Below are 14,723 nucleotides of genomic sequence, written 5' to 3'. Positions count from 1 at the left end.
TCATGACACTTTTCAGTGTGCCCGAATCTCCGATCAGCAACCGTTTGATCAGTTGGACACTTGGTCACCTAGAATCGGAGTGTGGCAACGTCGTGGGATTTCGAGCACTCGCAGCGACGCATCGCATTTCTTGCGCCTGCCGTCGGACCGGTGATCACTCGATGACCTCGGATATTCCACAAGTACCAAATTCTGCGACAAACCCCGATAGCCTCGAAGCCGTGCAGCCATCCACCCGCAGTCGCGTACGGCGACGGCCGGACCCAGCACTCGAGAATTCGCACCATGAGGAACCTCAGGAACTGCTTCCGCGTAAGCGCCCGACGCAGGAACGAAGCCAACGCAAATTCGACGCTCTTCTCGCCGCGTCTCGGGATCTACTCACCGATGTCGGTTTCGAATCGTTCACGTGCGAAGAAGTCGCGGCGCGCGCCGACGTCCCCATCGGGACGCTGTATCAGTTCTTTGCCAACAAGTACGTCATCGTGTGCGAATTGAACCGTCAGGACCTGGTCGGCGTCCAACACGAACTGGCTCAGTTCGGCGGCGAAGTGCCGTCACTGGATTGGCTACGTTTCCTCAACAGCTTCGTCGATCACATGGCTGGCCTCTGGACGTCGGATCCGTCACGCCGTGAGGTGTGGCTGGCAATGCAGTCGACTCCGTCTACCCGGGCAACGGGAGTCATCCACGAGAAGCAGTTCGCGGAGACAGTCGCCAAAATGCTCGGGCCACTGACACCACGCTCCCCTCGCGACCGCCGCATGATGATGGCGGAAGTTCTTGTGCACGTGGTGTATTCGATGTTGAACTTCTCGGTCCAGGACGGCCAGAGCCATGCCGACGCGGTAGTCGAACTCAAACGCCTCATGGGCGCTTACCTTTTGGTGGCGGAGAAGGAATCTCGCTCGATGGGTCTTGGCACCGAAAACGACGGTTAATCCACTCGTCAGAGCGATTCGATGACGGCGAATGCGCCGGCCATATCTCCGTCATGTGTCAGCGAGATATGTATTTTCACGTCGGTGAGGTGTTTCGCGACGTCGCCGCGCAACCTGATGCTGGGACGCCCCCACGCGTCGGAGACCACTTCGATCTGATTGTGAATCATCTCCCCCAGCACCGGTGGGCTGGCGAAGAGAGCAGTGGACCACGCTTTGATCACTGCTTCCTTCGCAGCCCACCGGGCGGCGAAATGTCTTGCCGGATCGGAACTCCGGGTATTGGCGTCCCGACGCTCGCCCGGTGTGAAGTTGTCGAGCATAGCCGTTCCCGGCCGTTTCAGCTGCTCGGCAAACTCCGACACCGTGACCAGGTCGAAGCCGATACCCAGAACTCCCATGCCGTTATTGCTACTTGCAGCCAGGCAGGTTCGAGCGGTAACGATCGTCGGCGCCCAGGCGAGCATCCTCACTCAGGAGCATGTCCGCTTCGAGCTGACGCGATGCCTTCGCGGGCGTTCCGTCGGCGCCGAGGCGACGATCTGCGGGACGCTCGTAGAGGCTGTCGCCGCCGCACATCGCCTTGGCGAGACGACGCTGACCGTCGATGGTGCGCTGCTGCGCGGCGGCGATGTACGCCTCACGCTTGGCGACCGGTACCGACTCGACAAATGCCTGCGGGTGGACAACCGCGATCAGTCCGGAGACGTGACCGAAGCCGAGGCTGGTCAGCAGGCCGGCGCGCAGCGGAAGCTGCTCACCGAACTTGAGGGGCTGACGTGCCCACACGAGGTGTTCGAACTCGGCCATCTTGTCGTCGACGCAGTCGAGGCTGCGGTTCGGCGGGATGACGCCCTGGCCCAGCACCTGGCAGAGACCGATCAGCTGGAAGGCTGCGGCACCGCCCTTGGCGTGTCCGGTCAGGCTCTTCTGCGAGACGACGAACATCGGGGCACCTTCACTGCGTCCCAGCGCTCCGGCGAGGCGCTCGTGCAGTTCCGCCTCGTTGGGATCGTTGGCGGCAGTGGAGGTGTCGTGCTTGGAGATGACCGCGATGTCGTCTGCGGTAACGCCCAGAGCGTTCAGTGACAGCGCGAGCTGCGAATCCGGGCCGCCGCGTCCGGCACCCAGCGCGCCGATTCCCGGAGCCGGGATCGAGGTGTGGACACCGTCGGCAAACGAACCGGCCCAGGCGACGACGCCGAGAACAGGCAAGCCCATTTCCAGTGCCAGGTCACCACGAGCGAGCAGGATCGTGCCGCCACCGGCCGACTCGACGAAGCCACCACGTCGGCGATCGTTGGCCCGCGAGAAGCGGCGATCCTCGATGCCCTTGGCGTGCATGTCGGACGTCTTGGCTGTGGCCGACATGTCACCGAAGCCGATGATGCCTTCCGCGCTCAAGTCGTCGAAGCCGCCGGCAACAACCAACGTGGCCTTGCCCAAACGGATCTTGTCGACGCCTTCTTCGACCGACACTGCAGCGGTGGCGCAGGCTGCGACGGGGTGAACCATCGAGCCGTAGCCGCCGACGTACGACTGAACGACGTGCGCCGCAATAACATTCGGCAGTGCTTCCTGCAGGATGTCGTTGGGGCGGTTCTCGCCGAGCAGCGTGTCGATGTACAGGCTCCTCATGGACGTCATACCGCCCATGCCGGTGCCCTGTGTGTTGGCAACCAAGCTCGGGTGAACCCAGCGGAGCAGTTCACTCGGAGTGAAGCCGCCTGTAAGGAAAGCGTCCACCGTTGCGACGATGTTCCAGAGTCCGACGCGGTCGACCGAATCGGCCATGTCGGCGGGGATGCCCCACTTGGTGACGTCGAAGTTGGTCGGAATCTGGCCGCCCACACTGCGGGTCAGCTTCATCTTGCGCGGGACACGGATCTCGGTGCCGGCGCGGCGCGTGACCGTCCAGTCACCGGACTCGGCAGAAACCGAAGCCACGGTGTTCTCGGGATCGGACTCGACGAAGGCCTGTGCCTCGGCCTCACTGCCGACGACGAAGCTCAGATCCTTGTCCAGGAACACGGACGTGAGCAGCGGCGCGGTGTTGTCGATCATGTGGCCTTCGTCGACGTAGCGACGGATGCCGCAACGCTCGACGACGGTGTCGTGGTACTTGTCGGCGATTTCCGCCTCGGGCACCAGGTCACCGGATTCGACGTCGTACCAACCGGCCTTGGGGTCGTTCTCCCAGACGATCAGTCCGGTATTCCATGCGAGTTCCAGAACGCCGGCGGCAGAAAGCTGCTCGTCGACCTCCATCTCGAAGCGGGTACGCGAGGAACCGTAGGGGCCGAGCTCGCCGGCGCCCACGATGACCACGAGGTCCGAAGGATTGGTGTCGAGTTCGGGCCAGCTCGGAGCTTTGATCGTGACATCGATTCGAGCGGGCGCCGGCAGTGCGAGGATGCTGCTCTCGTCGACGGCTTCGTCCACTGCCTCTGCCAGTTCTGCAACCTCGGCAGCTTCGCGAGCCAGTGCGCCAAGATCGAGGTTCGCCTCGGAAAGTCCACCGGTCAAGTCGATTTCGAGCGGTGCCTTCGCAGCGCTACGACGCGACTCGGCGGTAGCCGTCTTCAGCAGTTCGGTCGCCATCTCCTGGGTGGACCAGGTACGGACACCGGCAGCTTCAACAGCGTCGACGATCGGATCATTGTGGCCCATCAGGCCGGTTCCGCGGACCCAGCCGATGATGGCGTGTGCCAACGTGACTCGCTCGGCCCAGTTCCGCTCGGCCTTCCAACGGTTGACCACAGCGATCAGCGAAGCCTTGGCCTCACCGTAAGCACCGTCGCCACCGAACGTTCCGCGGTTCGGTGAACCGGGCAGAACTACGTGCAGGTGCGTGTCGACATCGCTGTCGTAGCCGATCTTCGACAGACCACCGATGAGGCGCTCCACCGACCACAGGAGTACGCGCATTTCCATTTCGGCGCGAGCACCGGCGTCGGAAAGCTCGCCGCCGACGCGAGGAGCCGCGAACGGGAACAGCATCGTCGGCGTCATGGCCGGCTTGATCAGCTTCTTTGCGCCACCGGCATTTTCGGTGGCTTCGTTGCCGATCCAGTCGATCAGTGCATCGACGTCCGTGTACGACGCCATGTTGGCGGGAACCACCCAGAGTGCAGCGCCGGCGCGAGCGTTTTCGCGGTACAGGTCGCGGTAGAAGCCGAGACGCTTGCCGTCCAGACGTGAGGTGGTGACGAAAACCGTTGCGCCGCCGGCCAGGAGCTTGCCGGTGACCGATGCGGCGATGGAGCCCTTGCTGGCGCCGGTCACGACTGCGACCTCGCCGGCCCATTCGGGTGCGTCCGACTCGGCGGTGACAGCCGCGTCAGCGATGCGGGTGTACACCTCGGCCAGCGTCGTACGGCCTTCGTCGGTTGCGCGGGTGGCCCACCACTTCGCCTGGGCGGCAACGGTGGAACCCGATCCGATGAAGTTCTCAACCGACAAGGTCTCACTACCGAGCCAGATGCGAGCGAGATCCTCACGCGCACTTGCCCAACGGTCGTCGAGCAGGACTGCCTTCTGGGCGTCGAATGCCGGAGCAACCAGACGTGGCCAGTCGGAACCGAGCTCAGCCGATACGAGATCGACCAGTTCGGTGTCTTCGACCGTTGTGACAGCAGCTTCTTCATTGAGGCCGAGCTGCTCGAGCACCAGGCGTGCAGCCGAAGCCAGAACGCCGTTACGGCCCGTGATGTTCTCGGTGAATTCGCCGAGGGCTGCTGCGTCGACGGTTCCGCCGCTGCCGCCTCCGGTAGCCGGCAGAGCAACACTGACGCCGCGAGCCGATCCGACCGAAGCCACAGCGCTGTCGATGACAGCGTCCACAGCTGCTGCGTCGGCGAGTGCGCCGGAGGTCAGTCCGCCGAGGTCGCCGCCGCGGATGCTGGCGCCGTCACGAGTACCGAGCGCAACCGCTGCGGTGACGTGATGTGCCCAGCCGTCGCCCAGCTCCCAAACCTTCTTGACACGGTCGGCAATGTAGCCGGGGCGCTTGCCCGAAGGTCCGAAGACCTTGCGGAGGTGATCGTTGATCGAATCGGAAAGAACCGGTCCGAACGGCTTGTACGTACGAGCCAACTTGTCGACGGTGGCGCCGAGCGAGCCCATGTCAGCATCTGCCGCACCGTCGATGGCGCCGAGGGAAAGCTCGGAGCCGAGGTCGACGAGGAGCTGGTTACGACGTGAGGAAACTCCGTCGCACAGTGCCTCGATCGTGTCGGCGGGGCCGACCTGATCGGGACGCAGCTTGGTCCAGAGGCTGATCAGAACCTTGGTGGCGTCGGGCGCCTTGAAGGTGAGATCGTCCGGACGCGGTCCGCTGGAGGTGGCGACCGGAGCGGCAGCAGCAACCGGAGCGGCGGCAGCAGCAGTCGGAGCAGCAGCGGGTGCTTCCACGTCGTCATCGTCGTCGACAGCCGGATCGACGTCCGTGCCGTAAACGATTCCGGCTTCACGCTCGATGTTCAGGACCTCGACCGGGTAACCGAAACGGCCCGGAAGCTTGAGGGTCTGCGACGCGAGGTTCGCGACGGTCGGGACTGCGCCCAAACCGATTTCGATGAAGCGCTCAACTCCGAGACCGCCGTCAGCTTCGTCGGCGAAGAGCAGATCCTGCGTCTCGATCCAGCGAACCGGGCTGGCGAACTGCCAGGCCAACAATTCACTGAGGATGGTGCGTGCCAGATCAGAAGGATGCTTGGCGGCATCGTCGAAATCTGCGAGCACAGCCGCAAGCGGCTCGGACGGAACCAGATCGGCGATCTCCTGCACGAACTCACGTCGCAGTGAGAACGGCTTGGGAACCAGGTTCGGGATGTAACGGCCGATCAGGATAGCCGGATCGATGTCCTGCGGAAGCAGATCCAGAAGGACGCGACGGAAATCGTCTACACCGCCACGCAGAACCGTGGAGTGGAACGGAACGTCGATGCCCGGGATCTGGATGTAGGCGCGCTTGCCACCGAAAGCAGCACGGCGGATGTCGATTTCCTTCTCGAGAGCCTCGAGACCAGCGATAGTGCCGGCGATCGCGTACTGCGAGCCACGCAGGTTCAGGTTGACGATCTCGAGGTATTCGCTCGACGCGGCAGCAACCGAATCGACGAAGTCCTTCAGATCCTCGTCGGCAACGCCGATCTGCGAGGGACGGATTGCAGAAAGGCGGTAGTTGGAGCGACCAGCCTCGTCGCGCGGGACCAGAGCATGCATGGCCGAACCACGCTGGAACACAACTTCGAGCACAGCCTCGAGAGGCAGAACGCCGGCGACGGCGGCAAGAGCGTTGTACTCACCGACCGAGTGACCGGCCAGCAGTGCACCCTCGACGAAGGCGCCCGACTCACGCAGTTCCGCAACCTGGGCAACACCGAGAACCGCCATCGCGACCTGAGTGAACTGCGTCAGGTGCAGAACACCGTCGGGATGCTTGTGCTCGACACCGCGAGCCTTGACGATCACCGGATTGTCGCGCACCACAGCAAGAATGGAGAATCCGAGAGCCTTGCGGGTGTGCTTGTCGGCACGATCCCAGATCTCACGAGCAGCCTTGGAGCGAGCACGGGCGTCGAGGCCCATGCCCGGACGCTGGATGCCCTGGCCGGGGAACGCGTAGACGGTCTTCGGGGCGGCGGTGCGTCCCGTGGCGACCATGACGAGTTCACCGTCGATGCGGCAACCGACCTCGACGATTTCGGCGCCCTGATCGATGCCGACACGATCGACACGAACGTCGATCTCGGCGCCCGGGCGAACCATGCCGAGGAAACGAGCGGTCCACGCGGTCAGACGACGCGGGGGCGTTCGGGTTTCGCTGGGATCGACAGCGGTGACAACCTGCTGGGCAGCAGCGGAGAGCCACATGCCGTGCACGATTGGGCTTCCGAGGCCAGCCAGCAGAGCAGCGTTGTCGGACGTGTGAATCGGGTTGTGGTCACCGGAGACCTGGGCGAAAGCGCCCATGCTGACCGGAGCCAGGATCTTGGCGTCACGACGACGACGACGCGGGGTGTCGATGGCAGCGTCGGTGATCGATCCGCCGGCGCGTGCCGGATCGGAGAGTTCGCCGGCACCGGTGCGTCCACGGATGGCGAAGCGCTCGGTCATGGTGACCACGGCGGGAGCGTCGAGGCCCTCACCGAGCATGGCACCGACCTCGACCTTGACCTCGACAACGCGACCGAGGTCTGTGTCGAGAACCGAGGCGACCTCGGCGTTGACAACAAGAATGCTTGTCTCGGAGGGCAGCTCACCGACAAGTTCGACGGTGTGATCCAGGTGAACCAGATCGAGCATGCCTTCGATGACAGCCAGACTGTCAAGTTCCGCTGCGCCGAGAACCGCGAAGACTGCAGGCCAGCAAGCTCCGACAACGACGTCCGGAACAGCCTTGCCGCTGACACTCAGCGACGCGGGCAGACCGGAACCGGTGACACCGGCATGGTCAGCGATGCGATCGGGAACCCACGCGACGTTGACGCGCGCCTTGCCGTTCTTGACGGTCGGAAGTTCCTGTCCGGCAGCAACTGCCAGGAGTGCGGACATCGCAGCTTCTGCGTCGGCCTCGGTGACAACCGGAGCGCCACCGTCGACGACGGATGCCGGGATGGTGATGGTGATGTCAACGGACTTGGCGGCGACCAACGGAACCGAAAGTAGAACGTGCGTCTCGTCGACGACGGTCAGGCTTGCACCAGTGGTGCCGTGAACAGCCTTTTCTGCCGACTGAGCTGACCACTGATCGAGATCGCCGAGGCGACGGACCGGGTTCTGGGTCAGACGACCGGCCCACTGGAGATCCGGTGCCGAGAGAACAGCGTCGAGCAGTCCGGGAGCGGCATCTTGATGACGACGGCTCGCGAGGGTCACCGGAGTTGTTCCGGCAGCCACCAACTCGTCGTACGTGGCCTTCTCGAAGCGATCGAGCAAGGCACCGACGGGCTCGTCGACCTCGGTGATGCCGGCGACGGCAACGGTTCCGGGGATGACGCAGACCTGATCGGCGGTGTACCGCGGATCGTGTGCCTGCCACAGGGAATCGCTACGCCACCAACGACGTACGTCGCCGTCGACAACCGGTACGAAGTTGACGGGCTTGCCCGGCGTCTTGCACAGGGAGATGAAGAACGAGATGTCGGCCGGGTGCAGAACCGTGGTGTTGTAGTCCGGGTACGACGCCTGCAGAGCGCAGATCGCAGCCTCGGGACGCTCGAGAGTTGCAGCGTCGGCGAACAGGGTCGGGATGGGGCCACGGTCGACCGGGTGTAGACGAGCCTCGGCGCGCTGCAGCATGTCACCGAAGCGTGCACGCCAGCTGATATCGAGCCACGGGCTCGACGTTGCCTCGGCGATTGCTTCCTGCAGGTCTGCGCCGCAGTCGAATTCCTTGGCAGCATCGATGCCGACGGTCAGCTCGAGGTAACGACGCAACCACTGCGCGTACGTCATCGTCTCGACGTCACCGAAGTACGGCTTGGCCGTGACGTTGAGCGCGGCAATGATTTCGTCACGACGCTCGGCAACGGCGTCGGAATCGCCGGCGACCTCGTCGAGGAGGCGTCCGGTGCGCGAAGCGGCATTGTCGATCTCGTGAATGTCGGCACCGAGTTGGCTACGGCCCGAAGCCATTCCGCCTTCGGCAGTGCCGGCGCCGACCCAATCCGGGGTACCCGGTGTGTCGACGAGAAGCTGCTTGACCTCGGGCGAGGTGGTTGCCTCGAGCGTTGCCATGGCAGCGGTTCCGACGAGGATGCCGTCGACGGGCATTGCCGGGAAGCCCGCTGCGGCCGACCAACGGCCGGTCAGGTAATCAGCTGCGCGCTCGGGTGTTCCGATGCCACCGCCGACGCAGATGACCAGGTTCGGACGTGCACGCAGTTCGGCGTAGGTGTCGAGAAGCAGATCGTCGAGGTCTTCCCACGAGTGGTGTCCGCCGGCGCGGCCGCCTTCGATGTGGACGATGACCGGGAAGTTCGGAACCTCGTTGGCAATGCGGATCACGGAGCGGATCTGCGCCACGGTGCCGGGCTTGAACGCGATGTTGGTGATGCCAATTTCGGAGAGCTCATCGATAAGGGCAACTGCCTCTTCGAGTTCCGGGATTCCGGCGGTGACGATGACACCGTCGATGGGTGCACCGGCAGTGCGAGCGCGCTGCACGAGGCGCTTGCCACCGAGCTGCAGCTTCCACAGGTACGGGTCGAGGAAGAGGGAGTTGAACTGGATCGCGCGGCCCGGTTCGAGCAGCATCTTCAGTTCTGCGACACGGTCTTCGAAGATTTCTTCGGTGACCTGGCCGCCACCGGCGAGCTCGGCCCAGTGGCCGGCGTTTGCTGCGGCAGCAACGATCTTGGCGTCGACTGTCGTCGGCGTCATGCCGGCGAGCAGGATCGGCGAGCGACCGGTCAACTTCGTGAAGGCTGTCTCGACGCCGATGCGTCCGCCGGGCAACGTAACCGGCTTGGGCGCGAATTCGGTCCACGAACGTGAGACCTCAGGCGTAGCACCGGGAGTGAGAAGGTTGCGGTGTCCGCCGCGAGTGGCAGCAGCGATGATGCCGACGCCCTGTCCGCGCAGCGACGACGCCGTCATGCGGGTCAGTTGGTCACTCGGTCCGAGATCGAGGATCCACTGGGCACCGGCTTTGATGGCACCATCAACTTCCTGTACCCAGTCGACCGGATCGACGAGCACTGCCTGCGCGAGTGCGCGGGCGCGATCTGCATCCAAGCCGCAGCGGATTGCCCAGCTACCGACCAGGTCCACGGCGTCGGCAAGTGCCGGGTGGTGGAAGCCGATCTCGGTGTCGAGTGGGTCGAAGGACGGCGCGAATACCGAACCGCCACGCTTCTTGCCTTCGCGTTCACGCGCTTCTTCAGCTTCGATCTGCTCGCAGCGTTCCTGAACGCGCGCAAGCTGAGCGGGGGGTCCGGCGAGGACGACGCGGCGGCGGCCGTTGCGGATAGCGAGAACAGCTGCGCCGTCGGGCGTCGTGGTCTCGGCCAGTTCGGCAACTACAGCGGCGAGTCGCTCGGGATCGACGTTGGATACGGCAACCATCGGCTTGCCGGCGGCGCCCGCGATGATTCCGCGGCGACGTCCGATCAGGCTGGCTGCAGCACCGACGAGCTGTGCGACGGCCAGAAGCTCCCCGTCGTCGTTGCCGCGGGCGGCAACGGCAGCGGTCGCAAGAACGCCCTGCGAGTGGCCGATGACAGGTACGGGCGCATGAACGGCGGTATCGAGACCCTGCGCAGTGAGCGCACGCAACGCCGCAAGCTGCGTGAGGAACACACCGGGAAGTGAAACTGGTGCTGCGGTGAGTGCTGCAGCAGACGGTCCTGCCGGCTTTTCACCTTCTTCTTCGTCCACGATCTCGGCTTCGAGCATCCACGCGATCGGGTCGAACCCGATCGGGCGCACAACCACGAGATCCTGAGCAACGGGAGCGAGGCGCGCAGCTGCATCGTTGACCAGATCGGTCAGAACCGGCTCGAGCCCGTTGTCGCGGCTGAGTTCTTCGAGCGTGCTGAGCCACGGAGCACCCTGCCCACCGAACGCAACCGCGTACGGGAGTCCGTTGTTCAGTGAATCGACGAGGGCACCTTTGCTGGTCGTTCGAGAAACTCCCCCGTCGACGCCAACGCGGCGTCCGTCCTTCGAGTCGCGTCCGTTTCCTGTAGGTGTCGTGTCATCGATCGTCACGCGTACGTCCTCTCCTGGTCACCTCTGCGGCGAGGTGGGATTTGCAGTGTCCTGCCCGGTGCGAATTGCTCGCGTATCCACCGAATAAATCGGCACGATCAAGGCATCCGTGCACAACAAGGTTTGCACAGGATCATGAGGATTTCCTCACGTTTGCCAGCGGGGCGGTTTACGGGACTTTCCCGGCGGTGATCTTCCTCACCGCACATCGAGAAAGTGACTCGCGAGTAGGTCGCAAAGCACCTGCCAGGGACTGTTACTTGCATTTCCACAAACCTGAGGAACTCCTCATATTTATTGTTACCAATTCGTGACCCTCTTGACGGTTGGCGCGTCACATGCGTTCAACGGCCAAACTTGTCGGACCCCCTCGCTACGTTGAGCGCGTCCATTCGGACCACATTCTCTGGGGGGAGAAATCATGGGTATCACCAACACACAATCGGCCGTCAGTTTCATCGAGAGCGAGCTACCACTCGCCGCCTGGCCACATTGGAACGACGGCTGGCAGCAGGAAGCAGAAGCCGCAATTCTCGACGCGATCTTCTCGGCCCGCGCCGCCTACGGGACGCCGTCCACGGGCGTCCGAGCCGTCATTGCCAAGTGGCGCGGCTATCGCCAGTCCAGTGAACCTCTTGACGATCTAGCCGCACTCGCAGCTTTCGCAGACCGCGCAGACGAACTGGCGATCATCCTCGGCAACCGTCAGCGAGTACCGGGAAATTACTCCACCAAAGCCGAGGCAGTCGCACTGGCCGCTGCCGCACTGATCGCAGCGGAATGCACCGGCAGTAGCGACATCAGCGACACCGACGCTCATCGCGATGCCATCATTTCCGTGCCCGGACTCGGAGCGCGCACCTTCGAATTGCTGCTGTTCCTTTCCGGCACACTCACACCAGCTTCTGTAGACCTACTGACGCGCTTTGCCGCCGAGGCAATCGGGAGTGAGGAACCACTGAGCACTGCTGACGGGACTGCACTTCTGACGGCAGTGTCCCAAGAACTGGGCGTATCAATCGCAACCCTGACCCACGCGGCCTGGCGGTATCAACGCACCGCCGAGCAACCGCGACGGCAATCGAAACCTGTCGTGGCGGACGTCCTCGCTGAATCGGCTTGATCTGGGGTTTCGAGTGCTAACTGAACGCTGAGCCCGCTAGACCAGGGCGGTGACTACGACGGGTACTGCAGTCGCGTATCCTTTGAGTTCCGCGCGCGAGTGGCGGAATTGGCAGACGCGCTGGATTTAGGTTCCAGTGTCTCAGGACGTGGGGGTTCAAGTCCCCCCTCGCGCACAAGACGAGTTCGATTCAAGAACTCACAGCAGGTGGGCCCGCCGACAGGTTGGGCTCACCTGTTTTTCCTGTTTTTGTTGCGCCCGGCCTTCTACCGACGTGCTCTTCTGCTCTCATCCTTTCGACCATATGTGGGTAGTGCAGTTCGAACGCCGGTCGTTCGCTGCGAATTCGGGGTAGTTCGATGAAGTTGTGCCGCGGCGGCGGACAGGTGGTTGCCCATTCGAGTGAATTGCCGAACCCCCACGGATCGTCGACCGTCACAACCTCCCCGTATCGGTAAGACGTGAAAACGTTCCAGACAAAGGGCAACAGCGACGCCCCGAGGACAAACGAACCGATCGTGGAGATCGAGTTCAGGGTGGTGAATCCGTCCGACGGCAGGTAATCCGCATACCGGCGCGGCATACCTTCGGCGCCGAGCCAATGCTGGACCAGAAACGTCATGTGGAAACCGACGAAGGTCGTCCAGAAATGCCATCTGCCGAGACGTTCATTCATGAATCGTCCGGTCATTTTCGGGAACCAGAAGTAGATCCCGGCGTAGCTCGCGAAGACAATGGTTCCGAAGAGCACGTAGTGGAAGTGTGCGACGAGAAAATACGAATCGGTGACGTGGAAGTCGAGTGGTGGACTCGCCAGAATCACCCCGGAAAGGCCTCCGAAAAGGAAGGTGACCAGAAAGCCGATCGAAAACAGCATCGGCGTTTCGAAGGTCAACTGCCCCTTCCACATCGTGCCGATCCAGTTGAAGAATTTCACCCCGGTCGGCACGGCGATAAGGAAGGTCATCATCGAAAAGAACGGCAGCAGAACAGATCCCGTGGCATACATGTGATGGGCCCAGACCGCCGCCGAGAGAGCGGTAATGGCGATGGTCGCGTAGATCAGACCGAGGTATCCGAAGATCGGTTTGCGGGAAAAGACCGGAAATATCTCCGACACGATGCCGAAGAACGGTATCGCCACGATGTACACCTCGGGATGCCCGAAGAACCAGAACAAGTGCTGCCACAAGATCGCACCACCATTTGCGGGATCGAAGATATGACCGCCGAGGTGTCGGTCCACGAGCAGTCCCATCAGCGCTGCGGTCAGAATTGGGAATGCCAGCAACACCAGGATCATGGTCATGAACACATTCCAGGTGAAAATCGGCATCCGGAACATCGTCATTCCGGGTGCGCGCAGGCAGATCACCGTGGTGATCATGTTGACCCCACCGAGGATGGTCCCGACGCCGGCCAACACCAACCCCATAATCCACAGATCGGCACCGACGCCGGGCGAATGCAACGCGCTGGTCAGCGGGGAATATCCGGTCCAGCCGAAATCGGCGGCCCCGCCGGGTGTGAGAAAACCCGAGACGGTGATGAGCGCACCGAACAGGTAGAGCCAGTAACTCAACGCGTTCAGTCGCGGAAACGCCACGTCGGGCGCACCGATTTGCAGCGGCAGAATATAGTTCGCGAAACCGAAAACAATCGGCGTCGCGTACAGCAGCAGCATGATTGTGCCGTGCATGGTGAAGAGCTGGTTGTACTGCTCACTCGAAAGAAACTGGAGACCGGGAACGGCGAGTTCGGTCCGGATCAACAGAGCCATCAATCCGCCGAACATGAAGAAGGCGAACGACGTGACCAGGTACATCACGCCCAACTGCTTGGGGTCGGTGGTGGTGGCAGCGGAATAGAGGAACGAACCCTTTATCCCGTGCCGCTTCGGATAGGGCCGCGAGGGAACGAGTTCTGTAACTACTGGGGTCACTGCGCACCATCACTGGGTAGGGGTGATGTGGGGCTTCCCGTTGATCCGACACCGGAAACCTGCACGCCTTTACGGCATGCCGTCGCACGGCAACTACGCCTCTACGACACAGTGTCGGAGATCGCAGAGCGAGGCACTATAGCTCTCAGGTACCGTCATAGTGTGTCCAAGAAAGCTACGAAACGCCGACCTGCGCTTGTTCTGCTGGTCCTTGTCTCAGCCGCGGGCTGCTTGGCGCTCGGCTGGTGGCAGTGGGAGCGTTTCGAGGCCGTCGGCGGTTCAGGCCAGAACCTCGGTTACGCGTTCCAGTGGCCACTCTTCGCAGCGTTTGTGGTGTACGCCTACCGCAAGTTCGTGCAGCTCGAGGATGCCGACCCCGAAGAGGTTGCTGCCGAGGAATCGGCTGCTGAGCCCCGCGAGATTCCGGCTGACCTGCTTCCGCAGCGCCCCAAGGCTGAGTTCGACGACGTCGATGATCCCGAGGCTCGCCAAATGCTCGAATACAACGACTACCTTGCGCAGCTCGCCGCTCGCGAGCCTGATAGGAGCACTACGTGAGTACCGGCAAGGAAGCGAGTACCGCTACCCCCGCAGGCACTGCCGCCCAGCAGTCCGAGAAGCAGAAGAAGGTGGCGTCGGCTCTTGTTCGATACCGCGTTCTGGCGTGGATCACCGGCCTATGGCTGCTGTTCCTGACCGGCGAGATGGTCTACAAGTACCTGATCCTGGAAAACTCCGCGGATGCTCCGTCGTGGCTGTTCTACATCGGCCAGATTCACGGGTTGTTCTACATGCTGTACCTGGTGTTCACGGTCGACTTGGCAATCAAGGCGCGGTGGAAGGCAGGTACGACGGTTGCCACGGCACTTGCCGGCACCATTCCGTTCCTGTCATTTGTCTTCGAGCACAAGCGGACCATCCAGGTCAAAAGCGATTACAACCTCTAATTTCAGGTAAAGCGAAGGCCCTGAACGTTATTGATGTTCAGGGCCTTCGTTGT

At 62.7% G+C, this 14,723-nt stretch carries 7 protein-coding genes and 1 tRNA gene; 5 read left to right on the top strand and 3 right to left on the bottom strand.

All coding sequences use genetic code 11. The features are described from left to right. Positions 1-221 precede the first annotated feature (221 nt). Positions 222-941 (top strand): TetR family transcriptional regulator, encoded by a 720-nt coding sequence (locus MTX36_RS06900; RefSeq protein WP_243619010.1) that lies wholly within the window; start codon positions 222-224, stop codon positions 939-941. A gap of 8 nt (positions 942-949) precedes the next feature. On the opposite strand, the gene MTX36_RS06895 is transcribed toward MTX36_RS06900, so the two are convergent. Beyond that, positions 950-1,342 carry a holo-ACP synthase gene (locus MTX36_RS06895; protein WP_243619009.1) on the bottom strand — a complete coding sequence of 131 codons (393 nt, stop codon included), beginning with the start codon at positions 1,340-1,342 and terminating at the stop codon, positions 950-952. Positions 1,343-1,352: 10 nt separating this feature from the next. Beyond that, the gene (locus tag MTX36_RS06890) at positions 1,353-10,658 is read right to left on the bottom strand and encodes a type I polyketide synthase (RefSeq protein WP_243619008.1); all 9,306 of its coding nucleotides are present in this window, start codon (positions 10,656-10,658) and stop codon (positions 1,353-1,355) included. A gap of 421 nt (positions 10,659-11,079) precedes the next feature. Between MTX36_RS06890 and MTX36_RS06885 the strand changes: the two genes are divergently transcribed. Further along, positions 11,080-11,781, top strand: a complete 702-nt coding sequence (locus tag MTX36_RS06885) for a hypothetical protein (protein WP_243619007.1) — start codon at positions 11,080-11,082, stop codon at positions 11,779-11,781. A 93-nt stretch (positions 11,782-11,874) separates the two neighbouring features. Next, a tRNA-Leu gene (locus MTX36_RS06880) sits at positions 11,875-11,956 on the top strand. A 15-nt stretch (positions 11,957-11,971) separates the two neighbouring features. Here the strand turns inward: MTX36_RS06880 and ctaD are convergent. Further along, on the bottom strand, positions 11,972-13,723 hold the full coding sequence (ctaD, locus tag MTX36_RS06875; protein WP_243619006.1) for a cytochrome c oxidase subunit I: 1,752 nt from the start codon (positions 13,721-13,723) through the stop codon (positions 11,972-11,974). A 162-nt stretch (positions 13,724-13,885) separates the two neighbouring features. On the opposite strand from ctaD, the gene MTX36_RS06870 reads away from it, so the two are divergent. Together MTX36_RS06870 and MTX36_RS06865 are read left to right on the top strand one after the other, a co-directional pair. Next, entirely contained in the window at positions 13,886-14,281 is a 396-nt protein-coding gene (locus MTX36_RS06870) for a transcriptional regulator (protein ID WP_243619005.1), read from the top strand. Then, a complete protein-coding gene (locus tag MTX36_RS06865; RefSeq protein WP_243619004.1) occupies positions 14,278-14,670 on the top strand; it encodes a DUF3817 domain-containing protein in 393 nt (130 codons plus the stop codon). Before MTX36_RS06870 ends, MTX36_RS06865 begins: the two co-directional genes overlap by 4 nt. The last annotated feature ends 53 nt before the right edge of the window (positions 14,671-14,723 follow it).

Origin of the sequence: Rhodococcus sp. ARC_M6, from assembly GCF_022810305.1 — a bacterium.
Classification (GTDB): domain Bacteria; phylum Actinomycetota; class Actinomycetes; order Mycobacteriales; family Mycobacteriaceae; genus Rhodococcus_F.
This window is presented reverse-complemented; position numbering and strand designations above follow the sequence as displayed.

Coding starts and splice junctions, on each gene's coding strand:
- MTX36_RS06895 (WP_243619009.1), bottom strand. CDS start 1,342: ATGGGAGTTCTGGGTATCGGCTTCGACCTGGTCACGGTGTCGGAGTTT.
- MTX36_RS06885 (WP_243619007.1), top strand. CDS start 11,080: ATGGGTATCACCAACACACAATCGGCCGTCAGTTTCATCGAGAGCGAG.